Raw genomic sequence first — 25,807 nt, 5'->3', positions numbered from 1 at the left:
ACCCGGCGGAGGTGTTGGCAGGGCCGACCATCGGCCCCCCGCGCCGGGTGGCGGCAGGCCGTGCACCGGGCCGTGCCGCAGGCACCGCGCCCCCTGGCAGAGGGCGGGGGCCTGGCCGGTCCGGGCCATGCCGCAGTGTCCGGCAGGGCCGCGGGCACCGGCAGTGGCGCGGGCACCGGCAGTGCCGCAGGCACCCCGCTCAGGCGAAGGCGGTCTGGGCCATGCGCACGGCCAGTGCCGAGGAGGGGATGTAGGTGAACAGCCCCTGCCGGCCGGCAAGCTCCACCCCCTCGGCCGTCAGCCGCGCGGCGAGCGCGTCGCGGCGCCGGGCGGCGGAATGGTCGTAGACCGGGTAGGCGAACTCGGTGTCATGGCTCTCCACCAGCTCCAGCTCGCCCTCGAACAGCCCCGCCGCGCGCACGGTGCGGGCGAACTCGGCGAAGAGCGCCTGCGGCGGTGTGCCGTCGTCCTCGGCCGAGACCTCGAGGGAGAAATACTCCGCCCCGCCGCGCGGCCCGTAGAAGTCGGAATGCATGGTGAGCCGCTTCCACGCGCCCTCGGCGTGGAAATTGTAGAGCACCGGCGCCGCGAAGCCGCGCCGCCCCGAGAAGCGGCAGCACAGGGTGGTGAGCCGGCGCGACACCGGCGGCTCGGCCACCTCGAGCCCCAGCAGGGCGGCGGTGTGCAGCATCGGGATGGTGCTGATCAGCCGCGCGGCGGAGACGGTGCCGGCGGCGCAGCTGAGCTCGAACCCGTCGGGGTGGCGGCGGGCGGCCTGCAGGCCGGCGCCCATCACGCTGCGCACGCCCTCCGCCTCGAGCCGGGCGAGCGCGCCGGCATAGAGCGCGGCGAAGCCCTCGGGCGGGCGCACCAGGCAGCGCGGCGCGGGGCCGGCGGGGCGGCGGCGCAGCAGCCCGGAGAGCCGGGCGCGCAGGCTGGCCCGGCTGGAGACCCAGCGCATCCGGCTCTCGGCGAAGGCGAAGCTGATCTCGGAGGGCGCGAGCCCGTAGAAGCGCTGCATGTAGTTGAGGATGCCGCTGTCGCGGGTGAGGGTGGGGCCGAGATGGTGGCGCAGGAAGCCCTCGGCGGAGCGGCGGTCCATGCGGCGCGCCCGGGCGGCGGCCAGCTCGCCCGCCACCCGCAGCCGGTAGGCGAGCGGGCGCTCCAGCACCTCGGCGCGCATGTCGAACGGGTAGGCGCGCACCGCGCCGTCCGGGGCGATGCGCTGCACGGCGAAGCGCACTTCGGGGCAGCGCCGGGCGAGGCCGGGGAAGAGCCCGAACAGCGGGTTGTCGGACCAGAAGAAGATCGAGCCCATGTCGAAGCTCATGCCGCCGGTTTCCCAGGAGATGTGGTTGCCGCCGGGGCTGGGGTAATCGTCGACCAGGCAGACGGAACTGCCGCGGGCCGAGAGCATGCGGGCGAGCGCGAGCCCGGTGACACCGGCGCCGAGCACGAGCACGTCGTAGCGGTTCTTGCGGGGGGGAAAATGCTTCATCGGAAAAGGAACCTCATGCACACGCACAAGCTACTTCATGCTCGGGCAGGCGGCGCGCGGTGGGGCATGGAGGGACCATCCCCGGACGGCAGGTCGGACGGACGGGTATCGCGGGCGAGGGGATGCGAGAAGAAGAGGGCCCGAAATACCCTGCCTGCCGGGGGGCGGCAGGTCCGTCCGGTGCACGCGCGCTTGCAAATGCTGCAAAAGCCGAAAGATACGCCAATGCGGAACCAATAATGGAAAATTGGTACACGATTCCGTAAATATCTTCAATATGCTTCGAATTGAATTCTTCTGATCTTGATCGTTAGTTGCATAATTGCCTCTGCATCTTCCGCGTGAGTGGCGGAAAACGAGTCAACCGCACGGATTTCCGGGGCAGGAACTTGGCCGGACAGCTGCGGCGCATGCGGGGGCGGCGAGAAAGGAGCCGAGATGAGACCGAGCCTCTGGCACGTTTCCCTGCTGGCGCTGGCACTTGCCGGCGCGCCCCTGCCCGCCGCCGCGCAGCGCGCGATGGAATACGGGGTGCAGCTGCATTTCTCCCAGGGCTGGCCGCTGGCGCTCTACGGCCGGCTCGACACCCTGGGCAACCCGCCGATCCGCGACAGCCTGCCCTGGGCGCTGGTGGAGCGCGAGCCGGGGGTGTTCGAGTACCCCCCGCATCTCGCCGCCTACATGGAGGAGCTGCGGGCGCGCGGCATGACGATGATCATGACCTTCGCGCATCGCAACCCGCTCTACGACGGTGGCGAGACCCCCTATACCCCCGAGGGGCGGGCCGCCTTCGCCGCCTATGTGGTGCAGGCGCTGAAGGACTGGGGCGGGCTGATCCGGGCGGTGGAGATCGGCAACGAGATCAACGGCAATTTCGTCACCGGCCCGGCGGCGCAGGACCGCGCGGGCAGCTATGCCGCCCTGCTCGAGGTGGTCTATGCGGCGGTGAAGGCGCATGACCCGCAGGTGCTGGTGCTGGGCGGGGCCACGCATTCGGTGCCGCTGGGGCTGTTCCGGGAGATGTTCGAGGACGGCGCCCTGCAGGCGATGGACGGCATCGCGCTGCACCCCTACCGGCCGGTGCCCGAGCACCTGGACACCGAGCTTTCCCAGCTGCGCGCGCTGATGGAGGAGTTCGGCGGGGCGAAGCCGGTCTATGCCACCGAGTTCACCCATGCCTTCACCGACCCCGCCGAGGCGCCGAGCTACATGGCGCGCATGCTGGCGCTGATGGTCGATTCGGGCGTGCGCGAGGCCTACTGGTATGCGCTGCTCGACCAGGAGGCCTACCCCGACACCGGGCTGATCGACGACAACGGCCGCCAGAAACCGGCCTTCGAGGCCTTCCGCTTCCTGCGCCGGGTGCTGCTGGGGGCGGGGGAGCTCGAGCGGCTCTCCGACGATCCGCTGCTGCACCATTACGCCTTCGGCCCGGAGGGGGCGGCGAACCGCGCCCAGGTGATCTGGGGCGCGCCGCGCCTGGTGCCGCTGCCGCCGGGCGCGGATGTCTATGCCCCCGACGGCACGCCGCGCGCCGGGGCGGCCGAGATCCGCATCGGCCCCGACCCGGTGGTGGTGGTGGGCCCCGAGACCCTGCGCCCCGGCCCCACCGGGGTGCTGGGCGACGCGCTGCTGCAATTCGGGCACGCGCCCTGGGACTACGCGGTGGTGGGCGCCGACGGCAAGGCCGTGCCCCTCACCCGGATCGACTGGGAATGGACCTCCTATCTCGGCACGCCCTGGTCGAAGCCGCTGCGGGTGAACGCCGACAGCCTGGTGCCCGGCGGCGGCGGCGCGAGCCCGCTCGCGGTCTCGGAGACCTTCGTTTCCCCCGAGGCCGGCGAGATGCTGCTCGACGCCGCCTGGACCGTGACGAAGGACACCTCCGACGGGGTGACGCTGGAGATCCTGCTCAACGGCACCCGGCTGATGGCGGCGGAGGTGCGCGGCCACATGGCGCTGGAGGATTTCCCCGTCACCCTAGGCAAGGGCGACCGGCTGGAATTCCGCGTCGGCCCCGGCGAGACGGTCAGCGGCGACAACGTGGTGCGCCGCCTGCAGATCCGCCGCTCCGACTAGGGGGGCGGCGGGAGCTGGCAACGCCGGGTGCTGAGTGTCCGGCGCACGGTGCCTGCGGCACGGGTGCCTGCGGCACGGCCTTGCTTTGCCCCGCTTCCGCCAGGTGCGAAGGGGCGCGGTGCCTGCGGCACGGCCGGACCCTACTACACTTCCGCCGGGAGCGAAGGGCAGCGCCCGACCCTGGGTGGGCGCACCCACGCCCGTGGTCAGCGGTTTATCGTGAAAGCCCCGGACGACGGTTGAGCGGCTGGCGGCATCGCCATCGCGCCCTCCCATGGGGAGGGTCGGGCGCGGCCCGGGCTGGTCGCCCGGGCAAGACGGCAGATGCAGCACGGGTGCCTGCGACACGGGTGCCTGCGGCACGGCCGGACTTTGCCACGCTTCCGCCAGGTGCGAAGGGCCGCGCCCGACCCTGGGTGGGCGCATCCACGCCCGTGGTCAGCGGTTTATCGTGAAAGCTCCGGACGCGGGCTGTGCGGCAACCGACATCGCCATCGCGCCCTCCCGGGGGGAGGGTCGGGCGCGGCCCGGGCTGGTCGCCCGGGCGGGAGGGGGATGCCCTGCGCCCCGGGGAGAGAAGGCTCAGGCCGGCTGCGGGGCGGGGGCCGGGGCAGAGGATCCGTGCGCGCGGAGGGCCGCGCGGGAATGGCTCTGCGCCCAGCCCATCCCCAGCAGCAGCGCGAAGAGCCCGGCCGTCGCCGGCATCTGCAGCGGGAAGTCGAACACCGTGTGCACCCCCGTCGCCGCCATCGCCGCCAGCGCCACCGCCGGGAACAGCCGGTCGCGCCGGCGGATCCGCGTGCCGCGCCACAGCCGCCACAGCACCAGCCCCAGCGCCGCGTAGAGCGCCGCCGCCGCCGGCAGGCCCAGCTCGTAGGCGTTCTCGAGATAGCTGTCATGGCCCTCGCGCCAGTCGCCGAAGGCCGAGCGGAACGGCAGGTAGGCCCGGAACGTGTCCTCGAACCCGCCCAGCCCGTGCCCGAGCAGCGGCCGGTCGAGAATGCCCGCCACGATGCGCGGATAGACGGTGAAGCGCCCGTCCTCGTCGGAGGTGAACATCACCCGGTCCATCAGCCCGGAGATGCTCGTCGTCACCAGGAACACCAGCACCACGGCCACGGTGATCAGCATCGGCCAGGCGGTGCCGGCGGGCGAGGCGGGGGCGGCGGAGGGCGCGCCCTCGGCCAGTGCCTCCGCATCCGCCGGGCCCCGGCGCCCGCGGGTGGCGAGCAGGAAGACCACCACCCCGATCAGCGCCGCCGCCGCCCCCATGCGCGACTGGCTCAGCGCCACCGCCGCCCCGCAGAGCAGCGCGCCGAGCACGAACACCCAGGCCCCGCCGAAGAACCGCTCCATGAAACGGCGCAGCGCCTGCAGCCGGTTGTCGGCCGGGGGCGCGTCGCCGCCGGTGAGCTCGAGATAGACCGCGAGATTGGCGATCAGCCCCAGCCCGGCATAGGAGGCATAGGCATTGCGCCCCACGAAACTCGCCGTGACCACCGGCGAGGTGTTCTCCACCCCCAGGATCGGGTTCACCCCCAGCACCAGCGCCGCCAGCCCGTAGGCCGCGAGCAGGCCGGAGAACAGCGCGAAGACCCGCAGGAAGGTCGCCGCCCGCTCCCGGTCGGCAAGGCCGCGCAGCCCGATCCAGAACAGCGCGCCGTAGCTCGCCAGCCGCAGCAGGTACTGCCGCCCGGCCAGCGGGTCGGCGGAGATGCTGTCGATGCCGCGCACCCCCACCAGCGCCTCGGTCTCGGCCCAGAGCGGATGCGCCCAGCCCGGCAGCGGCGCCGGCATGGTCTGCACCCAGCCCCAGGCGAGCACGCCGAGATAGAGCAGCCCCGGCAGCCAGACCGCCCGGGCGGCGGGGCCCGGCGGGCGCAGGAGATCGAGCACCAGCTGGGCGAGGAACAGCAGCCCCGCCGCCAGCCCGAGGAACATCCATGTCACCGGCCGGTTGCCCGCCAGCGCCAGCGCCGCCCCGAGTGTGATCGCCACCGCCGTCCAGGTGATCACCGCCTGCGCCGGCGCGTCGGACTGCCACCAGCGCCGCCCGGAGGAGGCGCGCGACCCGCCGGGGAAGGACCCGGAGGACCGGCGCTGGAACCTGTTCGCGGATCGGCTCATGGCGGCTGTCTCCTCCCGGGGAGGGCGCGCGCGCGCGGGCAGCACCCCCCTGCGGCCCGGATGCGTCGCCCGGGCCCCTGCGTTTCCCGATCTCTAGCAGAGCCCGGCGCCCAGGCAAGCCCGGCCTGCACAGTACCGGCAACATCACGCGCAGAGAGCCGCGGATGCGCGCACAGGTTGCAGCAAATATTGCGATGCAACATCCGCGCGCGGAACCGCAGCAATTCGCCGCGCCCGGGGGCCGATTTCCGGCCTCGCGGCCCAACAAGCCTGTTGGGTGCCACGGGAATCTGCGCTAAGAAGGCGAAGTAGAAGAATTTAGACTTATTTTACCGATCCCCCTCAGGGTCGGAATTTGTAGTTTCAGAAACCGCTGACCGCATTGCACATCGGCCGCGCCCGGCGTGTCACCCCGCCGGTCGAGCGCGAGGTGGCCTTATGAACACCATGCCCGAACGTATCGAGTACCCGTCCCGCATGGTGCCGCGGCCGTCCCAGGAGGAGCCGGAGGCCGAAGACCTCATCGACCTGCGGGCGCTGTTCCTCACCCTGTGGCGGGGCAAGTGGATCGTGATGGTCTGCGTGTTCATCGCCGCGGTGCTCTCCATCCTCGCGGTGAGCCAGATGCCGCCGCGCTACTATGCCGGGGCGAAGGTGTTCTTCGACCCGCCGCAGCTCAATGTCATCGACCTCACCAACGTGATGACCAACCCCGAGTTCGACAAGGACTCGCTGCAGAACCAGGTGGAGATCCTCAACTCCACCACCCTGATCGACCGCGTGGCCCAGAAGCTGGACCTGAAGTCGGTGCCCGAGTTCAACCCCACCCTCAAGGAGGGGCCCTCGCTGATCGACACGATCAAGGGCGCGCTGCTGCCCGACAGCCTGAAGACGAAGCTGATGGACCTCGGGGTGATCTCGCCGCCGCCGCCGCCGCTGTCGGAGGAGCAGGCGGCGGCCATCGAGCGGCTGCTGGTGATCGACCAGGTGCGCAACCACCTCATCCTCAACCCGGTGGTGAACTCGCGGGTGATCGAGATCGGCTTCACCTCGGAGAATGCCGAGCGGGCGGCGCGCGTGGTCAACACCATGGCGGACGAGTACATCTACCTGCAGCTCGACGCCAAGCTCGACGCCACGCGCGACGCCACCAACTGGCTCTCGGTGCGGGTGGACGAGCTGCGCGACCGGGTGCAGGAGGCCGAGGAGGCGGTGGAGAGCACCCGCTCCGAGCTGGCGCTGGCCGGCGGCCAGGGGCTCGAGGTCACCCAGCAGCAGCTCGACGACCTCAACGGCGAACTGGCCGTGACCCGCAACAACCTGCTCGCCCTCGAGGCCCGCTACAACCGGGTGACCGACAGCATGGAGACCGGCGCGGATTACGGCGCGGTCTCGGAATTCCGCAACTCGCCGGTGATCCAGAACTTCCGCGCCGACGAGAGCGAGCTGCAGTCGCGCCGCGCCCTGCTCGCCCCCACCGTGCGCGCCGGCCACCCGGCGCTGGAGCGGCTCGACGCCCAGATCGCCGAGATCCGCCGCAACCTGCAGAAGGAGGGCGAGCGCATCGCCCGCGCCCTGCGCTCCGACCTCGAGGCGGCCCAGGAGCAGGAGACCTCGCTCGTCGCCCAGGTGCGCAACCTCGAGGAGCAGGTGCTCGAGCAGTCCGGCAAGCAGGTGCGCCTGCGCCAGCTCGAGCGCGAGGCCGAGGCGAGCCGGGTGCTCTACGAGAACTTCCTGGGCCGCATGAAGGAGACCGCCGAGCAGCAGGACCTGCAGACGGCCGACGCCCGCGTGCTCTCGCCCGCCGAGGTGCCGCTCAACCCCGGCTCGGGGCGCAAGAAGGTGATCGTGCTGGGGGCGACCATGCTGGGCGGCTTCGTGGGCATCGGCGTGGTGTTCCTGCTCGAGCACCTCAACAACACCTTCCGCAACCCCCGCCAGGTCGAGAGCCTCACCGGCCTGGGCGTGCTCTCCACCCTGCCCACGGCCGGCAACAAGAAGAAGCGCATCGACGTGCTGGCCGCGGTGCGCAGCCGGCCGAACTCCGGCCTCGCCGAGGCGATCCGCAACCTGCGCACCTCGATCCTCTATTCCAACGTCGACCACCCGCCGCGGGTGGTGATGTTCACCTCCACCACCCCCAAGGAGGGCAAGACCACCACCTCGATGCTGGTGGCGATGGCGAGCCGGCAGATGGGCCGCTCGGCGATCATCGTGGACTGCGACCTGCGCCTGCCCGCCCTCGCCTCGCTCATCGAGCAGGACGACGGCCGGCCGGGCCTGCTCTCGGTGCTCGAGGGGGTGGCGAGCGTGGACGACGCGCGTTTCGTCGATGCCGAGACCGGGCTGCACGTGCTCATGGCCCGGGCCTCGGAGCGCAAGGCGCATATCAATGCCGCCGACATCCTGGCCTCGAACCGCTTCCGCGCCCTGGTGAACGACCTCGCCGCCTCCTACGACCTGGTGATCCTCGACACCCCGCCCGCCCTGGTGGTGACCGATGCGCGCATCATCTCGAGCCATGCCGACGCGGTGGTCTATGCGGTGCGCTGGGACCACACGCCGCGCGGCGCGGTGCTGGAGGGCCTGCGGGAACTGCGCTCGGTGAATGCACCGCTGGCGGGAATCGTCCTGACAATGGTCAACGAAACCAAGGCCGGAAAGTACGCCTACGACTCATACGGGTACTACAAGGGCAAGTACAACGACTATTACGGGAAATAAGAGCCTCCGCGCCCTGTTTCCCGGGCCCGCGGAACGATTTTGCTTTGCATCGAAACCGAAACCGGAGATCATGAACCGGCCTACATATTAACCATCACGTTAAAGAAAAATTCAAAAGTCTTGGCGTCAGATTGTGGATTTTGCCCGCAGCCAGCTGTTGCCGAAAAAATGTCAGAGGTTCCATGCGTAGACTTGCCCTTCTCCTCGCCTGCACGGCCCTTACCGCCTGTGAAGCGGTTCCCGGGGCCGGGCCGACCACCCAGGCCATCCTCACAGACTCAGCTGCCGTCCGGACACTTCCCGGGCCGAAGCAACCCTTCGCCCTCGTCACGCTCGACGAGAGCATGGCGCGCAAGGTGAACTCCGCCTTCGCCTACAACATGGCCGACAGCGCGCCGTTCTTCATGGACGACACGCCGCCGCGCATGACCATCGGGGTCTCCGACCAGATCGAGATCGGCATCGTCTCGATGAGCGATACCGGCTTCATCGACTTCACCCAGTCGAGCGTCTCGCCCCTCTCCACCACGCAGCTGCCGCTGCAGGAGGTGGGCACCGACGGCCGGGTGCAGGTGCCGCCGCTGGGCCGGGTGCAGGCCGCGGGCCTCACCGTCCAGCAGTTCGAGAGCCGGCTGATCTCGCAGCTCTCCCAGGTGCTCGTCGAGCCCTCGGTGGTGGTGCGCATCGCCAACCGGGCCTCCTCGCGCGCCGCGGTGATCGGCCAGGTCGCCCAGCCCGGGCGCTTCAACCTCGACCTGGAGGACCAGCGCCTGGTCGACCTGGTGAGCCTGGCCGGGGGGCCGCTGAAACAGTCCTCCGACCTCACCCTCACCCTCACCCGCGACGGCATCAGCTACACCATCCCCTTCGACACCGCGATCACCTCGCCGGTCTACAATGTCCGTGTCTGGCCGGGTGACGTGATCCAGGTGGAGGACGTGCGGCACCGCTTCGTGGTGCTGGGCGGCGTGGCGCAGAACGGCGAATACGAGTTCGCCCGCCCCGAGCTGTCGCTGGCCGCGGCCATGGGCCAGTCCCGCGGCATGGTCAACCGCCAGGCCGACCGGCGCGGCGTGTTCCTCTACCGCCGCACCCCGGTGAGCGTGCTGGCCGACCTGGGCGCCGACGTGAGCGGCTTCACCACCCAGGTGGTGCCGACCATCTACCAGTTCGATTTCTCGAACCCCACCACCCTGTTCGCCGCCCAGGTCTTCGACATGAAGGACGAGGATGTGATCTTCGTCTCAGACGCCTTCCTGGAAGAGGTCGATAAGGTGCTCAGCCTGATCACCTCCGTCGACCCGACCCCGATCGATATCTCCCCTTGATGGGAATCGGGGCCTGCTGCATCCTGCTGCAACGCAACAATCCGGCGTTGCAGCAGTAAGGCCGGATTGTTTTACTGCGTAATGTTTTCGGTTTTCCGATAACGCGTGAGTTTTGCGATTTTCATGAGCGTTGTTTTGTATTGTACGGCCTGAAGGCCGCCACCGTTATTTTCGTTGTTCCTGTTACTTTCATAAATGTATCTGTCATATGCGTTGCCCAAGCCCGTGCGAAACCCGCCGCCGCTGGCCGTGAAGGCCTTCGGGGAGGTTTGCGGAAACGCGCAATTTGAGAAGGCTGCAAAATGATCGGACGAGATGTAGGCGAGGCCCGGGTCGAGGCGGGCGGGGTGCTCTTCCCCCCCTCCCGGGGTGCGAGCAGCCGGAGCAAGCGGTTCTTCGACGTCCTGTTCAGCCTCGGCCTGATCGGCCTGGCACTTCCGGTGTTCCTCATCGTCCCCCTGATGATCCTGCTGACCGACCGCGCGCCGGTGCTGTTCCGCCACGAGCGGGTGGGGCGTGACGGCAGGCCCTTCGCCTGCCTCAAGTTCCGCACCATGCGCCGGGAGGCCGACGAGATCCTGGCCCGGCACCTCGCCGAGCACCCCGAGGCGCTGGCCGAGTGGCTCGAGACCCGCAAGCTGCGCGACGACCCGCGCATCCTCGGCGCGGTGGGCCGCTTCCTGCGCCGCACCAGCCTCGACGAGCTGCCCCAGGTGTTCAACGTGCTGCGCGGCGAGATGAGCGTGGTCGGCCCCCGGCCGGTGGTGCGCGAGGAGCTGATCCGCTACGGCGTGCACGCGCCGCTCTACCTCTCGGTGCGCCCCGGCCTCACCGGGCCCTGGCAGGTGGGCGGGCGCAGCGACACGAGCTACGAGCAGCGCGTGAGCCTCGATGCCGATTACGTGCGCTCCTGGAGCTTTGCCGGGGACATCCGCATCGTGCTGCGCACCGCGCGGATGATGCTCAGCGGGCGCGGGGCCTATTGAGCCCCCGGCCGGGGCGCTCCCCCGGCCCCCGCGCCCTCCCGCGCCGGCATCGCGGCGCGGGGGCCTTTCCCGTAACCCGTCGATTTCGCGTCACAAGTGAGTTTCTTCATGTCTTTCATCCTGTCCGGCGGCCGCGCCGGCCCGCCGCAGCGGGGCGGCCCCGCACAAGGCCGCGTACGAGGCCCCGCATGAAGCCCCGAATGAAGGTTGCCATCGTCCATTACTGGCTGTTCCACATGCGCGGCGGCGAGAAGGTGCTGCGCGCGCTGTGCGAGATGTACCCCCAGGCCGACATCTTCACCCATGTCTACGACCCCGACGGGGTGGATGACGTGATCCGCGCCCGCAAGGTGACCACCAGCTTCATCTCGCGCCTGCCCGCGGCGCGGCGGCTCTACAAGCATTACCTGCCGCTGATGCCCTATGCGCTCGAGCAGCTCGACCTCACCGGCTACGACCTGATCCTGTCGAGCGAGGCCGGCCCGGCCAAGGGCATCATCCCCGGCCCCGATGCCCGGCATGTCTGCTACTGCCACTCGCCGATGCGCTACATCTGGGACCAGTACCACCCCTACCGCGACAATGCCGGCCTGCTGGCCCGCGCCGCGATGCCGCTCATCGCCCACAAGCTGCGGATCTGGGACGTGACGAGTGCGGCCCGGGTGGACCGGTTCGTGGCCAATTCCAACCATGTCGCCAACCGCATCACCCGCTTCTGGCGCCGGGAGGCCGACGTGGTGTTCCCGCCCGTGGCGGTGCAGGATTTCGCGCCCGTGCCGCGGGAGGAGCAGGGGGATTACTACCTGCTCGCGGGCGAGCTGGTGCGCTACAAGCGCCCCGACATCGCGGTGGAGGCCTTCAGCCGCATGAAGCGCAGGCTGGTGGTGATCGGCGGCGGCGAGGAGCGCGGGAGCCTCGAGAAGAGCGCCGGCGACAGCGTGCAGTTCCTCGGCAAGGTGCCCTTCGCCGAGCTGAAGCACCATTTCGCCCGCTGCCGCGGCCTGGTTTTCCCCGGCGAGGAGGATTTCGGCATCATCCCGGTGGAGGTGATGGCCTCCGGCCGCCCGGTGATCGCCTATGCCAAGGGCGGCGCGCTCGACACCATCCGCGACCGCGAGACCGGCCTGCTCTTCGAGGAGCAGAGCGTGGAGGGGCTGATCGCGGCGGTGGAGGCCTTCGAGCGCGAGGGGCTGGACCGGCTCGACCCCGCCGCCCTCACCGCCCATGCCGCCCGCTACGACGAGGACGCCTTCCGCCGCGGCATGCGCGCGGTGATCGACACGCTCTGAGCCCCCCGGCGGGGGAGCGGGCCCGCGTCCGCCCGCACCCCCCCGCCCGGGACGGAAAGGACCGGCCCCATGCCCGATCGCTTCATGCCCCGTTTCATGCACGCCCTCGCCCTCGCGCTCGGCCTGCTGGCCTCGCCCCCGGCGGCGAGCGAGAGCCTGATCGATCCCGAGGGCTGGACCCTCGTCTTTGCCGAGGAGTTCGACGCCCCCCTCGATGTCACCCCCTGGGGGGAGCGGCCCTCGCGCTGGATCGCCCACACGCCCTGGAACGGCGATTTCGGCGATGCCGAGTTCACCGACCCCGGGCCGGGCTTTCCCTTCACGCAAGACGACGGCGTGCTCAGCATCGAGGCGCGGCGCGAGGCGGACGGGCACTGGCGCGCCGGCCTGCTCTCGGCCACCGACCCGCAGGGGCGCGGCTTCTCGGCGCGCACGGGGTATTTCGAGGCGCGGATGCGCGTGCCGCCGGGCAAGGGCGTGTGGCCGGCCTTCTGGCTGATGGGGCTCGACCGCAGCGCGATGTCGGCCGAGATCGACGTGATGGAGCATTACGGCCACATGCCCGAGCGCTTCTCGAGCAAGATCCATGTCTGGGGCGCGCGCACCGGCGGCGAGGACCGCAGCCGCACCCATCGCACCACCGTGGGCGCGCCGCTGGCCGAGGCCTTCCACAGCTGGGGCGTGCTGCTGGAGGAGAACCACATCACCTTCTACTTCGACCGCCGGGCGGTGTGGGACGTGCCGCGCCCGCCGGAGTTCGACATGCCCTTCTACCCGCTGGTGAACCTCGCGCTCGGCTCGGGCTGGCCGATCGACGAGACCCCCGACCCCTCGTATCTCCTGGTGGATCACGTGCGGGTCTACGCCCTGCCGGAGTGAGGGGGCGATGGTGTTCCTGCCGCTCGCGCTGTTCTGGGGCTTTGCCATCTGGGGGCTGGTGAGCCGCAAGCCGGTGCTGCTGTACCTGTTCTTCGGCTCCATGCCCTTCGGGGCCTTCGCCGTGGTGCCGCCGGAGGCGCTCGGCGGGCTCACCTTCACGCCCACGCCCATCGTGGCGCTGCTGATCACGGCGCGGATGTTCATGGGGCAGCGGGCGCTGGCCTATGTCATCACCTCGGCCATCGAGGAGCGGCGGCTGATGTGGCTCTTCGCCTTCTGGCTGGTGGCGGTGCTCACCACCTTCACCATGCCGCGGATCTTCGCCGGCACGGTGGGGGTGATCCCGGTGCGGGGGCTGCTGTCGCAGGCAGCGCCGCTGATGCCGAGCACGCAGAACATCTCGCAGCTCACCTATCTCACCATCTCGGTGCTGGCGGTGGTGGCCTTCTCGCGGCTGCTGCAGGGGGCCGAGATGCGCCAGCACGCGCTGCGCGCGCTCTGCCTCGGCGCCACGATGACCCTGGTGACCGGGGCGCTCGACTATGCCACCCAGTTCGTGCCGCTGGAGCCGGTGCTGGCGCCGTTCCGCACCGCCTCCTACGCGCTGCTCACCGACGTGGAGGTGCTGGGCGCCAAGCGCGTGGTGGGGCTGATGCCCGAGGCCTCCTCCTACGGCTCGGTGTGCATCGCCATGCTCACCGCGCTGTGGTTCCTGCGCCGCGCGATCCGCGACGAGCGGCTGCGCAACCGGCGCGCGCCGCTGCTCTGCGGCGGGCTGGTGCTGTTCGGCTGGTTCTCCACCTCCTCGGCCACCTATGTGGGCCTCGCGCTGTTCATCTGCATGGTGGTGATGGAATGGGCCTGGCGGGCGGGCGCGCTGAAGCGCGGCGCCTACCGCAGGCGGGGGCTCGCGGCGGAGTTCTGGCTGGCCTTCGCGGGGTTCGGCGCCCTCACCGCCGTCGTGGCCTTCCACCCCGCGGTGCTCGACCCGCTGGTGGCGATGATCGACCGGATGGTGCTGCAGAAGACCTCCTCGAGCTCCTTCGAGGAGCGCGGCATGTGGACCGCGGTCTCCTGGCAGGCGGCGCTCGACACCTGGGGGCTGGGGGTGGGCGTGGGCTCGACCCGGGCCTCGAACTTCGCCGTGGCGGTGGCGAGCAACACCGGCTTTGCCGGGGCGTTCTTCTATGCCGTCTTCCTGCTGCGCACCTTCACCCGCCGCGCCCACCCGCAGGACGCGGAGGGGGCGGCGATGATCTCGGGCATCCGCTGGGCCTACCCGCCGGGCTTCGTGCTGGTGCTGCTGGTGGGCACCACCCCCGACCCCGGGCCGATGGTGGCCTTCCAGTACGGGCTGATCACCGCCGTGGCGCTCGCCGGCGAGCGGCGCGCGGCGCGCGAGCGGGTGGCGAGGGCCGCCCCCGGCCCCGGCCGGCCGGCCGGGGCGCTGCCGGCATGAGCGGCGGGCCCTCAGCTCCGCAGGCTGGCGGGCAGGCCGCGCGGGATGTTGCGCGGCGGGCGCTCGACCAGGTGGTACCAGTGCAGGGCGATGGCCTTGAGCCGCCGCGCGACGGGGCGCTGGCGGAAGGGGGCCGCCGCGAGGCCGAGCGCGCCGAGCAGCAGCCGGGCGCGCGAGGTCACCGGGCGGCCGGAGCGGGTTTCGGCCGCGTAGGGCACGCAGCTCAGCCAGGGCAGCTCGAACAGGCCCAGCACGGTGCCGATGTCGTCCTCGTAGCCGCGCGCGCCCTCGAAGCCGTTGCGCTCCTTCTGCGCGCCCACCGGCCGGGTGTGGGTGACCGGGAAGGCGTCGATCACCGCGAAATCGCGCGGCGAGCGGTAGAGCAGGTTGCACCAGGCAAGGTCGATGCCGCTCTCCAGCCCCATGCCGAACAGCGGGCGCACCTGCTGCAGCGCGTCGGCGCGGAACACCGGGCACATCATCTCGACGAAGTTCACGTAGCGCAGCCGGAAGCTCTTCTGCTGCAGCAGGGCGGCGAAGGAGAAATGGCTGTCGAGGGTGAGGGCGGGCTGGGCCAGGCGCAGGTCATGCTCGGCGCAGCAGGCGAAGAGCCCGTTGAGGGTGGCGACATCGGCGGCGAGGTCCTCGTCGAAGAAGGCGACATGGCTGTAGCGGCCGAGCAGGGCGGCGTGATCGTCGAGAAAGCCGGCATAGCCCGCCACCTTGGTGCCCTCGCGGCGCTCGAAGAACAGGCCCTCGCCGGTGATCTCGGGCAGCGCGGGGTCGTAGGCGGAGAGGAAGACATCGTAGAGCCGGTCCTCGCCCGGGGCGATCCAGCCGGCATGCAGGCTCTGCGCGCCCACGCGCGAGACCAGCAGGAAACGGCGCGGCGCGGGGCTCAAGAGAGGGCTCCCGGCGCGGGGCGGCGCGGGGCGCCGGCGACACGGGGCGGGAGAATGCTGCCGGGGCGGGGCGCCACCGGCGGGAGAACTGCTGACATCATACCTGACCTGACCACGCACGGAGCCGGGAGCCGGGCCGTCTCGCCTGGCCGGGCGCCCCTCCGGAACAAAACGCGGAGGCGGGCCCGGAGCCTGGCCCCGGGGATGCGAACTGCAATGGAGGGCCGGAAACACCGGCCCGGCAAAAACGACTTTCGAACCTGCTCCCGGCACGAGGGCCGGGGGCGCTCTTCCGGCCTGCCCCGCGCGGGACAGGCCATCTCAATATCCCTGATCCTTTCGTCTCGGATGCGCCGCGTCAATGGCGCATCCGGACACAGGCGGCGCAGAGGAGCACATCGCCCATGACCCCCGACCGGCCGACCCCCAACCGACTGAATATCGCCATCGCCATCGCCACCGCGGGGCGGCGCGAGGTGCTGGCCGACACGATCGACCTCCTCGCCCGGCAGACCCGGCCGGCCGACCGGCTGCTGATCTGCCCGGCCGACCCGCGCGCCGATCTCGACGCCGGGCGGCTGGGGGCGGGCTATCCCGGGCCCTCGGCGGTGGTGAGCGCGCCGCGCGGGCTGTGCAACCAGCGCAACGCGCTGATGCGCGCGGCGCCGGAGGCCGATCTCATGGTGTTCCTCGACGATGATTTCCTGCCCTGCCCGGAGTTCCTGGCCGAGACGGAGCGGCTGTTCCTGCAGGCGCCCGACGTGGTGATGGCCACGGGCACGGTGCTGGCCGACGGGATCCTCGGGCCGGGGCTGAGCCTGGCCGAGGGGATGGCGGCGCTGCAGGTGGCCCCGCCCGCGCCGGGCATGGGGGAGGGCGACGGGCTGGCGGAGGCCTACAACGGCTATGGCTGCAACATGGTGGTGCGGCTGGCGCCGGTGCGCGCGCATGGGCTCGCCTTCGACGAGGGGCTGCCCTTCTACGCCTGGCTGGAGGACGTGGATTTCAGCCGGCAGATCGCCGCACACGGGCGCATCGTGAAGAGCGCGCGGCTGCGCGGGGTGCACCTGGGCTCGAAGCGCGGGCGCTCGCCGGGGCGGCGGCTGGGCTATTCGCAGATCGCCAACCCGGTGTATCTGAGCCGCAAGGGCACCATGTCGCGCGGGCGGGCCTTCGCGCAGATGAAGCGCAACCTGATCGCCAATGCGGGGCGGGCGCTCCGCCCCGAGCCCTGGGTGGACCGGCGCGGGCGGCTGGGGGGGAACCTGCTGGCCCTTCTGCACGCGCTCACCGGGCGGCTGAGCCCGGGGCGGGTGCGCGACATGAGCTGAGCCGGCAAAGGGGCGCGCGGGGCCCCCGGCCGGGCCTTCCCCTCGGGGGGCATCGAGCCCCCGCTCGGGGAACGACGCGCGGCGCGCGCGGCCCCGCCCCGGCCGGCCCGGCTAGCGGCGGCGCAGGAGGCGGGAGAGGATGCGGCTGGCGCGCGCCACCACCACCGCCTCGATGCCGCCGGGCCGGCCGGTGAGGCGCCAGAGGGCGAGGTCGGCGGCGAGGAACATTGCCATGGCCGCCCCGCCGAGGAGCGCGCCGGCCGCGAGCAGCCCGGCGCCGGCGGGCATCCCCCCGAGCCAGGGCGCGCCGGCGAGCAGCACCGCCGCCATGGGCAGCAGGGCCGCCGAGGGCCGCCAGACCGCCCGGGCCTGGGCTGTGAGCGACAGGCCGATCAGCCGGCGCACGATCAGCGCGGAGACCGCGATCACCACCAGGTTTGCCAGGCCGCGGGCCACGATGGCCCCCCAGATGCCGAACCACAGGATGCCCAGCAGGGTGGCGGGCAGCTTGAAGGCGAATTCCAGCCCGATCTGCAGCGTGGTGTAGCGGGTGCGGTCGAGCACCATGGCGAGGGATTGCATGGGGCGCACCGGCAGCGGCATCAGCCCGCAGAGGGCGAGCCAGGTGAGCATCGGCGCCACCTCGAGCCATTGCGGCCCGAGGGCGATGCGCACCGCCGGCTCGGCCAGCAGCGCGAGGCCCAGCAGCAGCGGCCCGGTGACGAAGACCACTGCGTTCGCCGCCTTGCAATAGGCCGCCCCCAGCGCCTCCGGCGACTGGGCGAGCGGCGCGAACCCGGCCATGAGCGGGCGCAGCAGCGGCATCAGGATGGCCTGGTAGGGGATGGTGGCGAGGTCGTTGGCCAGCGAGAAGCGCCCGAACAGCCCGGGGGCGAGGAAGCGGCCGAGCATCAGCTTGTCCATCTGCCAGTTGATGGCCGAGAACAGCTGGTAGAGGCTGTTCCAGCCCACCATGTCGGCAAAGCGCGGCCACTCGGACAGGGTGGGGCGCGGCCGGTGCGGGGCCATCACGTAGGAGAGCGAAGTGGTGACCACCGGGGTGGTGACCGTGCCCGCGGCAATCGCCCAGTAGCTGCCGGTGGCGAGCGCGATGCCGCCCGCGACGAGCAGCGACACGGTCTTGCCGGTGATGTCGAGCGCGGCCTCGCGGCGGAAGTCGAGCCGCTGCATGAACAGCACCATGCGCGGGCTCATCATGCCGCGCATCACCGGGCCGAGGCCGAGCACCACCAGCAGCGGCGCGAGCCGCGGCTCCTGGTAGAAGGCCGCCACCGGCCAGGCCAGCGCGCCGAGCAGCCCCGCGATCACCAGCCCGCGCAGCAGGCCCAGGGTGAGGGCGGTGTCGAACATCGCCACGCTGGGCTCGGGCACGCGCACGAGCGCCTGCATCAGCGGCAGCTCGAGCACCGCCTCGACGATCAGCACCACGGTGAGCGCCATGGCGACGAGGCCGAAATCCTCCGGGCCGAGCAGCCGGGCGAGGAGAAGCAGGATGAGGAAGTCGATGGCCTTGGAGGCGAGCTTTCCGGCGACGAGCCAGATGCCGGCGCCGGCCGTGCGATCGGACAGGCTGCGGGGGGTGTCTTGTTTCATGGAATCACTTCGAACCAAACGGATATCGGCAACAATCGCGCCGCGGGGCGCGCGGGCCGGCCGTCGGGAAATGCCGGGGCCGGGAACGGGTGGCGCGGGCGACGCCGCAACGGCGGCCGGCCGGGGAAGCTCCCCCTGGTGTCAGCGGCCGGCGTGACGGGGCCGGCCCGGGAAAAATGCGATGCGGATCAATTCGGTATCGGAAACGGGGCCGCGCCCCCCCTGCGCGGAACGCCCCGCACAGGACAACGGTCAGGGCCGCCGGAGGGCGACGCAGGCAAGCGGACAGGGGAGAAATTCCCCCGCCGCCCGGACGAGAATCTACACCGGATGCCGCGCCGCAACCAAGGAGAAATGCCGCGTCCGGGGCGTCAGGCGCGCTCCGCCACCCTGATGCGGCGGAATGCGTTCAGCGTGTTCTCGGTGCGGGTGATCGCGCTGTAAAAGGCGCAGTCGAAGTGATGTTCCTCGGAGATCGCCTCGATCTCGGCTCTCCGCGTCCGCTGCGCTTCAGTGGGTGAGACGTTCGGCCATGATCTCGCCGATCTTCTCGTGGTCCGGGGTTTCGCCGAGGAAATCGAACAGTGCGTCCAGGGCGTGAGGGTCGTTGCGCGAAAAGTCGGAATAGTCGATCACGTGAGCGCGGTCGGGGTTCTGCCCGGCATAGGCATGCATGCGCTGATCGGCGGTCTCGACCAGGCCGCGGATCTTCTGCGGGTCCTGCTTCTTCCACCAGCTCGATTTCGCCACCGCCTCCCAGTTACGGGTGTTCATGACGAATTTCGCCGGGGCGAAATGCTCGGCCATGAAATCGAGAAAGCGCTCCATGTCGCGGCCGCCCTCGAAGTAGCGGATTTCCTTGAAGCCGATGATCCGGGCGTCCTCGGGGGGCGCGATCACCTCGTCGATGAAGACATTCACCAGCCGGCGGGCGTAGCGCCTGGGCACGATGCGGTCGGCGCCGAACCAGGGGTCGATGTCGGCCAGCGGCTTCTCCCCGAAGCTCTTCTTGGTTTGCCGGGCGGCCTCTGCGCTCAGGAAGAGCGGGTAGAGGGTCATGTAGTTTTCACCGGTGATGTGGCAGCCGGGCAGCGTGCCGAGGATCCTGCGCAGAAGCGTGGAGCCGGAGCGGCCGTAGGTGATGATGAACACGTACTTCCGGGAGGGGTTCTGCACGGGGTATCTCTCTGTTTTTTCTAATAAAAATGATGTCTTTCCGACCCGGACATCATCGCGCGTGCCCGGGAGAGGTACCAATAAGAGTTAACGATGGGAAGCGGAAAATCGGTCGCCTCCCCCGAAGGGCTTCGCCTGGTCTTCGCCGCGGCGGAGAGAGGCGATGGCGGTGCACCACCTCGGACCCTGCCTCGCGGGCGGGCGCAATGCGCCCGAGGCAGCATATCACAGAACTGTCATGCAGGCGCGGGGGCAGTGGTCCCGGGGGTCACTGCACCACGAAATCCGCGTGCAGGGCACCGGCGACCTTGATCGCCTTGAGGATGTCGATCATGTCGCGCGGGGCGATGCCGAGGGCGTTCAGGCCCTGGACGAGCTGGGAGAGCGAGACCGTGTCGTCGACCACCGCGAGCTGGGTGCCGGGGTCGTTGATGATCTCGGCATCGGTGCGCGGCACCACCACGGTGTCGCCGCCGCGGGTGAAGGGGTTCGGCTGGACCACGAGCGGCGCCTCGGAGATGCGCAGGGTGAGGTTGCCCTGGGCGATGGCGACGCGGGAGACGCGCACGTCATTGCCCAGCACGATGGTGCCCGAGCGCTGGTCAACCACGACGCGGGCGCGCTGGTCGGGGGTGACCTCGATGTTCTCCAGCCGGGCGATGAGCTGGGCGGGGGGCACGCCGGAGGCCGCGAGGTCGAGCTGGACGGTGCCCGAATCCTGCATGCGCGCGACAGGGCGCCCCAGCCCGGTGTTGATCGCCGCGGCGATGCGGCTGGCGGTGGTGAAATCCGGGTCGCGCAGGGCGAGGCGCAGGTTGTCCATGGTGGCGAAACTGAAGGCGATCTCGCGCTCCACCCGGGCCCCGCCGGGGATGGTGCCGGCGGTGGGTACGCCCTGGGTCACGCTTTCGGCCGCGCCCTGGGCGACGACGCCCCCGGCGAGGATGCCGCCCTGGGCCACGGCGTAGATCTGGCCGTCCGCGGCGTTGAGCGGGGTCATGATCAGCGTGCCGCCGAGCAGGCTGCTCGCGTCGCCGATGGCCGAGACCACCACGTCGATGCGTCCGCCCGCCCGCGCGAAGGGTGGCAGCGTGGCGGTGACCAGCACCGCGGCGACGTTCTTGGGGCGGAACTGCTCGCCCGAGACGTTGATCCCCAGCCGTTCCAGCAGGTTGGCGAGTGCCTCCTCGGTGAAGGGGGCGTTGCGCAGCCCGTCGCCGGTGCCGTTGAGCCCGACCACGAGCCCGTAGCCGACCAGGTCGTTGCCGCGCACGCCGTCCACCTCCACGAGGTCCTTGATGCGCGCCGAGGCGGCCTGCCCGGCCCCCGGCAGGGCGGCGGCGAAGAGGGCGCAGAGGCCCAGCAGGAGGCGGGCGAGGCGGGTCATGGGCGGGACCTTTCAGGGGCGCTCCGGCCGGGGGCGGTACCGGCCGGGGAGCAGGGCAGCGGGCGGGGGATCGGGGCGGTCACCTGAGGTAGGAGGTGAGCGACATGGAGGTGAGCCGGGCGGTGACGGTGTAGAGCGAGTCGAGCTGGCCCTGCAGCTCGGCGAAGCGGGCCGCGGCCTCGTAGGGGTCGACGGCGATGATCCCGGAGCGCGCCAGTTCGAGCGCGGCCTGCTCGGCGGCGGTGCTGGTGGCGGCCTCCTCGATCCGTGCTTCCTGGACGCCGAGGGCATTGCCCAGTTCGACCACGGCGAGGCGGGCGTTCACGATCTCGTCACCGGCCTGCTGCAGGAGCAGGGTCTGGGAGCCGGGATCGGCGGAAAAGTCGGATTCGACCGCCATCACCGCGGTGGCGAGCCCCTGCATGATGGCGCGCAGCGGGTCGGCATCGGCGCGCGGGGCGTAATCGGCGAACTCGCCGTCATCGGTTTCCACCGGGGGCGCGTCCTGGGTGGCGCCGCGGTAGGCGGAGGTGGCGAAGCCGCCGGCGGGGTCGTTGAAATAGGTGTCGATGGCCGCGAGGGCGGAGGGCACGTCGGGGGCGGCATCGACCAGGGTGCGGAGCTCGGCGATCATCTCCTCGGAGGAGATCAGCGGCGCGGTGTCGACCGCGGCGCCGGAGAACAGGCTGCGCCCCGCGAAGCTGGCGTTCAGCGCGCCGATCACCGAGCCGAGGGCGTTGCGCGCCTGGGAGGCCTCGGTGCGGGCCGAGGTGAGGTCCTGGCGACCGATCTCGGCCAGCAGGTCGACGCCGATGTCGACCGTGGCGGCGGAGATGGTCTGCAGGCTCGACTGGCTGAGCGAGGCGCGCGAGGCGGCGAGCGACAGCGTGTCGGTGCGCGCGGTGAGCCGGGCGATGCGGGTCTCGATGCCGTAGAGCCGGCGCGGGTCGCCCCCCGTCGCCTCCAGGATGTCGGACTTGCGGAAGGTGGTAAGCTCGGTGCCCGCGCGTTCGAGCGCCGCGGAGAGCGAGGCATTGGAGCGCGACAGGCGCAGGTGCGAGAGCAGGTCGGGGGTGGTGCCGATCATGGTGTCAGATCTCCAGAAGCTGGCGCAGCATTTCGTCCACCGCGGTGATCACGCGCGCATTGGCGGCATAGGCGGTCTGGACCAGGAGCAGGTCCTGCATCTCCTGGTCGGTGTCGACGCCGGTGAGGGCAAGCTCGTGTTCGCGCAGCGCGCCGGCCTGGCCTGCGGCGTAGCTCGCCGTCGCGTCCTGTGCGGCCGCCTCGCCGAAGAGCAGCGAGGAGACCTCGGAGGCGAGAGAGGCGGCGGAGAGGCTGCCGCTCACCCCGGTGGCGGCGGGCGCGGGCAGGCGGGCGGTGAAGGCGGCGTCCATGGCGCGCAGCAGCGTGTCGTCGCCCAGCAGGCCCTGGGCGGTGGCGTTGATGCCGTCGCGCAGCCGCCAGAGGCTGCCGCCGCGCGAGGGGTCGACCGCGGCGTTCACCTCGATCCGGCCGGAGAGGCCGATGGTATCGAGCGGGTCGAGCGCGTTGCCGGCATCGGTGAAGAGACCGGGGTCGCCGGCCGCGAGGCTGGGGTCGACGGCGGGGTCCTCGAAGCGGGAGATCAGGTCGGCGGCGAGGGCGTCGAGCCGGCCGCCCACCTCCGGCAGGGTGACGTCGCGCAAGGCGAAGGCGGCGGCGAGGCGGCCACCCTCGAGCAGGCCGGAGCCCTGGCCGATCTCCATGTCGCGCCCGTTGAGGGTGAGGCCGGAGAGCCCGCCTGCGGCGAGGGTCATGTCGGCGGTGATGGTGGCGGTACGCTGGAAGCCGAGTTCGAAGCTGCGGCCGTCGAGCAGGGTGGCGCCGCCCACGGAGTAGAGCGCCACCTGGTCGCCGTCGCGGCGCGCGACGCGCAGCGGGATGATCTCGTTCACCTGGTCGATCAGGCGCTGGCGCTCGTCCTCGAGCCCGGCGGTGTCGTCACGCGCGGCGTTGCGCACGAGGATCTCGCGGTTCAGGTCCTCGATGCGGGCGAGGTTGGTGTTCACCGTCTTCACGTCGGTGGCGATGGCGCTGTCGGCCTCCTCGCGCAGGGCGCGGGTTTCGGCGGCGGCGGCGTTGAGCGCGCCGGCATAGCCGCGCGCGGCCTCGAGCAGGCTGCCCTGCAGGGTGGTGGATTCGGGCGTGTCGCGCAGGGCGGAGAGCGCGGTTCCGAAGGCATCGGCCCGGGTGGAAAGCGCCCCGGCCGCCCCCGGCTCGCCCAGCACGTCGGTGAGGCGGGCGAGGGCCTCCTTCATCATCGCGGCGCCGCTCTCGAAGGCCTCGGCGCGGCGGCGATCGGCGGTGGCGCGGATGTCGGTGGCGCGGACGATCCCCTCCACCCGAACGCCGCCGCCGGAACGGCCCAGCACGTAGGAGGAGAGCTCCACCGAGCGGCGGCCGAACCCCTCGGTCATCGCGTTGGCGACGTTGTCGGACACGGCCTCGGCCCGCCGCGAACTGGCCACGAGGCCGGAATAGGCGTTGTTGAGGACCTGGCTGATGCTCATCGCTCTGCTCCTTCAGGGGTGCCGGCCGGCGGGACCGTCAGCGCTTGAGGTTGGTGGTTTCCTGCAGCATCTCGTCGACGGTCTGGATGACCTTGGCGTTGGAGGAATAGGCGCGCTGGGTCTGGATCATCTGGGTGAGCTCGGCGGCGATGTCGGTGGCCGATTCCTCCAGCGCGTAGCCGTTCACCTCGCCCGTCGGGCCCGCGCCCGCGTCCCAGAGGTAGAACTGGCCCGATTCCTTGGTGACCGAGAAGGTCTGGTTGCTTTCCGCCCTCAGCCCGTTGGTGTTGGGCACCGAGACCAGCGGCACCTGGTAGATGGTGCGGGTGAAGCCGGTGTCGTAGATGGCGTTGAGCATGCCGCTCTGGTCGATCTCGACGCTCACCAGCGTGCCGGCGGGCGCGCCGTCGCGGAAGATGCCCACCGGGGCGAACTCGGCCGCGACCTGGGTCATGTTGTCGATGTCGCCGGGGGCGCCGATGTCCACGGCCAGCGGGTTGCCGTCCGAGAGGGTGAGGCTGAGCACGCCGGTGGTGGTGTCGTAATTGGTGGTGGGGGTCACGCTGAGGAGCGCGCCGCCGAGGCCGGAGGTGTCGTCGAAGGTGACGGTGAGGGTCTCGAGCACGCCGCCGGCATCGGAGATCTCCATCGTCCATTCGTTGTCGTTCGCCCCGGTGGGGGTGAAGGAGATGTCCAGCGTCTGGGAGGCGCCGAGCGTGTCGTAATAGGCGATGGGCAGCTCCAGCGTGTCGCCCGGCGTGCCGGCGAGCACCGCGGCCTGGGCCTCGGTGGCGGGCAGGTTCACGCCCAGCTCGATCTCGGTGGTGGGCTGGGCGGAATAGCCGGTGGAGACGCGGATCGGCTCCAGCCCGGAGGCGGAATCGCGCGCGTTGGCGGGGATGGTGCCGTCGCTGTTGGCCGCCCAGCCCATCAGCACCAGGCCGGAGGTGGTGGTGAGGTAGCCCTGCTCGTCGGGGCGGAAGGAGCCGGTGGTGGTGAGCAGCAGCGGCGGGTTCAGCGCGCCGGCCTCGATGGAGGTGAGGGTGCTCACCGGCAGCATGCCCACGCCGGAGACGGCGATGTCGGTGGGGTTGGTGGTGCCCACGAGGGTGCTCTTGCCCGAGACCTCGCGGAAGCTCTGGGTGCGCACGCCGCCGGCGGTGTAGCTGCCCGCGCTCTCGGTGAGCACCAGCGAGGAGAAATCCGTGCCGGCGCGCTTGTAGCCGTAGGTGGCCGAGTTCGCGATGTTGTCGGAGATCGTCGCGAGGCGCGAGGCGTTGGCGAACAGCCCGGTCACGCCGGCGTTGAGCGAGGAGGAGATGGTCATGTCTTTCCCTTCGGCGGAAGCAAACGGCTCTCTGGTGTCACGGGCCCGGTTTCCGGGTATCTGTTTCCCGGTTCCCCGGGGATCTGTCTCCGGTGTCCCGGCTGGTCCTGTCCCGGCTTTGCGGGTGTCTCCGGCCCGGTGCCCGGGGCGGCGGCCTGGCCCCCGCGCGGAGGGGAGCCGGCCCTGTCGTCCCTCTCTGCCCCGCGAGCCCTTAAGCTTCCCCTAACCGTGAGTGCCGGGGCGGGGGCGGAAATGCATCGCATTCAAGGCGTTTTCGCGCGCTCCAGGTCGGTGCGCAGGAAGGTGATGGCGATGCGGCGATTCTGCGGGGCGAGCGGGTCCTCCACGGCGGGGGAGGAGGAGCCGTGCCCGGTGACGCGGCGGAAGCGGGCGGTGTCGATGCCGTCGGTCTCCAGCAGGCGGCGGGCGGCCTGGGCGCGGTCGGTGGAGAGCTCCCAGTTGCCGTAGCCCTGGCCGGCGAAGGGCAGGGCATCGGTATGTCCTTCCACGGCAACGGGATTCTGCAGCAGCCCCCCCACCTCGGCCACGAGGTCGAGCAGGGCGCGCATCTTGGGCGAGGGCTCGGCGGTGCCGGCGCGGAACAGCGGCGGGCCGTCGCGGTCGATCAGCTCGATGATCAGCCCCTCGTCGGTGACGCGGGTGGAGATATGGGCGAGCAGCTCGTCCTCCACGTCGCTCTCGCCGCTGTCGCCGCGCAGCAGGTTCTGGATGGCGGAGAAGGCCTGGTCCTCCTGGCTGGGGTCGGTGCTCTCGTAATCCTTGTCCGGCTCCTTCTCGTCGTTGGTGCCGTCGCCGCGGTAATCCTCGCGCGCGCCGATGCCGTTCTCGGTGAGCTCGTCGTCGGCGGCGACCGTCTTGCCGGCGAACAGCCCGTCGCCCCCCGAGGAGAGGCGCGAGATCGGCACGGAGGGGCTGAAATAGTCCGCCAGGCCCTTCTTCTGGTCCTCCGTGGTGGCGTTGAGCAGCCACATGAGCAGGAAGAAGGCCATCATCGCGGTGACGAAATCGGCATAGGCCACCTTCCAGGCGCCGCCGTGATGGCCCTCGCCCGCGACGATCTTCTTGCGCTTGATGATCGGCCGCGTGTTGTCTCCCTTGGCCACGCTCACTCTCCTCGGCGTCACTGTC

The 25,807-nt window shown here is 71.0% G+C and carries 18 protein-coding genes; 8 read left to right on the top strand and 10 right to left on the bottom strand.

Translation table 11 applies throughout. From position 1 onward, the window contains the following. Positions 1-199: 199 nt before the first annotated feature. On the bottom strand, positions 200-1,498 hold the full coding sequence (locus tag D3P35_RS20560) for an NAD(P)/FAD-dependent oxidoreductase (protein ID WP_118137371.1): 1,299 nt from the start codon (positions 1,496-1,498) through the stop codon (positions 200-202). Positions 1,499-1,936: 438 nt separating this feature from the next. Between D3P35_RS20560 and D3P35_RS20555 the strand changes: the two genes are divergently transcribed. After that, positions 1,937-3,577: a hypothetical protein gene (locus tag D3P35_RS20555; protein ID WP_118137369.1), complete on the top strand. Its 1,641-nt coding sequence runs from the start codon at positions 1,937-1,939 to the stop codon at positions 3,575-3,577. Between the two features lie 582 nt (positions 3,578-4,159). On the opposite strand, the gene D3P35_RS20550 is transcribed toward D3P35_RS20555, so the two are convergent. Then, positions 4,160-5,704 (bottom strand): O-antigen ligase, encoded by a 1,545-nt coding sequence (locus D3P35_RS20550; protein WP_118137367.1) that lies wholly within the window; start codon positions 5,702-5,704, stop codon positions 4,160-4,162. Between the two features lie 438 nt (positions 5,705-6,142). Between D3P35_RS20550 and D3P35_RS20545 the strand changes: the two genes are divergently transcribed. The 6 genes from D3P35_RS20545 to D3P35_RS20520 all read left to right on the top strand — a co-directional run bounded on the left by D3P35_RS20545 (position 6,143) and on the right by D3P35_RS20520 (position 14,369). After that, positions 6,143-8,428 (top strand): polysaccharide biosynthesis tyrosine autokinase, encoded by a 2,286-nt coding sequence (locus D3P35_RS20545; RefSeq protein ID WP_118137365.1) that lies wholly within the window; start codon positions 6,143-6,145, stop codon positions 8,426-8,428. 182 nt (positions 8,429-8,610) lie between these two features. Then, a complete protein-coding gene (locus D3P35_RS20540) occupies positions 8,611-9,756 on the top strand; it encodes a polysaccharide biosynthesis/export family protein (RefSeq protein WP_118137363.1) in 1,146 nt (381 codons plus the stop codon). A 302-nt stretch (positions 9,757-10,058) separates the two neighbouring features. Beyond that, complete coding sequence (locus D3P35_RS20535) at positions 10,059-10,742, top strand: sugar transferase (protein WP_118137361.1); 684 nt, start codon at positions 10,059-10,061, stop codon at positions 10,740-10,742. Positions 10,743-10,942: 200 nt separating this feature from the next. Next, complete coding sequence (locus D3P35_RS20530; protein ID WP_118137359.1) at positions 10,943-12,031, top strand: glycosyltransferase; 1,089 nt, start codon at positions 10,943-10,945, stop codon at positions 12,029-12,031. A gap of 69 nt (positions 12,032-12,100) precedes the next feature. Next, positions 12,101-12,910, top strand: coding sequence for a glycoside hydrolase family 16 protein (locus D3P35_RS20525; protein WP_118137357.1), 810 nt, complete (start codon positions 12,101-12,103; stop codon positions 12,908-12,910). A 7-nt stretch (positions 12,911-12,917) separates the two neighbouring features. Next, positions 12,918-14,369 (top strand): hypothetical protein, encoded by a 1,452-nt coding sequence (locus D3P35_RS20520; protein ID WP_198670720.1) that lies wholly within the window; start codon positions 12,918-12,920, stop codon positions 14,367-14,369. 11 nt (positions 14,370-14,380) lie between these two features. Here D3P35_RS20520 and D3P35_RS20515 read toward each other — a convergent pair whose 3' ends face one another. Then, positions 14,381-15,271 carry a hypothetical protein gene (locus D3P35_RS20515; RefSeq protein WP_118137355.1) on the bottom strand — a complete coding sequence of 297 codons (891 nt, stop codon included), beginning with the start codon at positions 15,269-15,271 and terminating at the stop codon, positions 14,381-14,383. A gap of 404 nt (positions 15,272-15,675) precedes the next feature. Here D3P35_RS20515 and D3P35_RS20510 point away from each other — a divergent pair, with 404 nt between their 5' ends. After that, the gene (locus D3P35_RS20510) at positions 15,676-16,602 is read left to right on the top strand and encodes a glycosyltransferase family 2 protein (RefSeq protein ID WP_118137353.1); all 927 of its coding nucleotides are present in this window, start codon (positions 15,676-15,678) and stop codon (positions 16,600-16,602) included. 111 nt (positions 16,603-16,713) lie between these two features. On the opposite strand, the gene D3P35_RS20505 is transcribed toward D3P35_RS20510, so the two are convergent. From D3P35_RS20505 to D3P35_RS20475, 7 genes are all read right to left on the bottom strand, one after another. Then, on the bottom strand, positions 16,714-18,216 hold the full coding sequence (locus tag D3P35_RS20505; RefSeq protein ID WP_118137351.1) for an oligosaccharide flippase family protein: 1,503 nt from the start codon (positions 18,214-18,216) through the stop codon (positions 16,714-16,716). 510 nt (positions 18,217-18,726) lie between these two features. Then, complete coding sequence (locus D3P35_RS20500; protein ID WP_157982243.1) at positions 18,727-19,392, bottom strand: sulfotransferase; 666 nt, start codon at positions 19,390-19,392, stop codon at positions 18,727-18,729. A gap of 268 nt (positions 19,393-19,660) precedes the next feature. Next, positions 19,661-20,779 (bottom strand): flagellar basal body P-ring protein FlgI, encoded by a 1,119-nt coding sequence (locus tag D3P35_RS20495; protein WP_118137347.1) that lies wholly within the window; start codon positions 20,777-20,779, stop codon positions 19,661-19,663. A gap of 79 nt (positions 20,780-20,858) precedes the next feature. After that, positions 20,859-21,866, bottom strand: a complete 1,008-nt coding sequence (locus D3P35_RS26945) for a flagellin (RefSeq protein ID WP_118137345.1) — start codon at positions 21,864-21,866, stop codon at positions 20,859-20,861. Between the two features lie 4 nt (positions 21,867-21,870). After that, positions 21,871-23,331 carry a flagellar hook-associated protein FlgK gene (gene flgK / locus D3P35_RS20485; protein ID WP_118137343.1) on the bottom strand — a complete coding sequence of 487 codons (1,461 nt, stop codon included), beginning with the start codon at positions 23,329-23,331 and terminating at the stop codon, positions 21,871-21,873. Positions 23,332-23,368: 37 nt separating this feature from the next. Next, the gene (locus D3P35_RS20480) at positions 23,369-24,658 is read right to left on the bottom strand and encodes a flagellar hook protein FlgE (RefSeq protein WP_118137341.1); all 1,290 of its coding nucleotides are present in this window, start codon (positions 24,656-24,658) and stop codon (positions 23,369-23,371) included. Between the two features lie 263 nt (positions 24,659-24,921). Continuing rightward, positions 24,922-25,782: a flagellar motor protein MotB gene (locus D3P35_RS20475; RefSeq protein ID WP_232830577.1), complete on the bottom strand. Its 861-nt coding sequence runs from the start codon at positions 25,780-25,782 to the stop codon at positions 24,922-24,924. Positions 25,783-25,807: the final 25 nt, after the last annotated feature.

The sequence above is a fragment of the Oceanicella sp. SM1341 genome (genome assembly GCF_003448965.1).
Taxonomy (GTDB): domain Bacteria; phylum Pseudomonadota; class Alphaproteobacteria; order Rhodobacterales; family Rhodobacteraceae; genus Paroceanicella.
Note: the sequence above shows the minus strand (reverse complement) of the source record. Positions and strands in the feature narration are given on the sequence as shown.

Excerpts from the sequence above, each read along its gene's own strand:
- D3P35_RS20560 (WP_118137371.1), bottom strand. The coding sequence starts at position 1,498 with ATGAAGCATTTTCCCCCCCGCAAGAACCGCTACGACGTGCTCGTGCTC.
- D3P35_RS20555 (WP_118137369.1), top strand. The coding sequence starts at position 1,937 with ATGAGACCGAGCCTCTGGCACGTTTCCCTGCTGGCGCTGGCACTTGCC.
- D3P35_RS20550 (WP_118137367.1), bottom strand. The coding sequence starts at position 5,704 with ATGAGCCGATCCGCGAACAGGTTCCAGCGCCGGTCCTCCGGGTCCTTC.
- D3P35_RS20545 (WP_118137365.1), top strand. The coding sequence starts at position 6,143 with ATGAACACCATGCCCGAACGTATCGAGTACCCGTCCCGCATGGTGCCG.
- D3P35_RS20540 (WP_118137363.1), top strand. The coding sequence starts at position 8,611 with ATGCGTAGACTTGCCCTTCTCCTCGCCTGCACGGCCCTTACCGCCTGT.
- D3P35_RS20535 (WP_118137361.1), top strand. The coding sequence starts at position 10,059 with ATGATCGGACGAGATGTAGGCGAGGCCCGGGTCGAGGCGGGCGGGGTG.
- D3P35_RS20530 (WP_118137359.1), top strand. The coding sequence starts at position 10,943 with ATGAAGGTTGCCATCGTCCATTACTGGCTGTTCCACATGCGCGGCGGC.
- D3P35_RS20525 (WP_118137357.1), top strand. The coding sequence starts at position 12,101 with ATGCCCGATCGCTTCATGCCCCGTTTCATGCACGCCCTCGCCCTCGCG.
- D3P35_RS20520 (WP_198670720.1), top strand. The coding sequence starts at position 12,918 with ATGGTGTTCCTGCCGCTCGCGCTGTTCTGGGGCTTTGCCATCTGGGGG.
- D3P35_RS20510 (WP_118137353.1), top strand. The coding sequence starts at position 15,676 with ATGACCCCCGACCGGCCGACCCCCAACCGACTGAATATCGCCATCGCC.
- D3P35_RS20505 (WP_118137351.1), bottom strand. The coding sequence starts at position 18,216 with ATGAAACAAGACACCCCCCGCAGCCTGTCCGATCGCACGGCCGGCGCC.
- D3P35_RS20495 (WP_118137347.1), bottom strand. The coding sequence starts at position 20,779 with ATGACCCGCCTCGCCCGCCTCCTGCTGGGCCTCTGCGCCCTCTTCGCC.
- D3P35_RS26945 (WP_118137345.1), bottom strand. The coding sequence starts at position 21,866 with ATGATCGGCACCACCCCCGACCTGCTCTCGCACCTGCGCCTGTCGCGC.
- flgK (WP_118137343.1), bottom strand. The coding sequence starts at position 23,331 with ATGAGCATCAGCCAGGTCCTCAACAACGCCTATTCCGGCCTCGTGGCC.
- D3P35_RS20480 (WP_118137341.1), bottom strand. The coding sequence starts at position 24,658 with ATGACCATCTCCTCCTCGCTCAACGCCGGCGTGACCGGGCTGTTCGCC.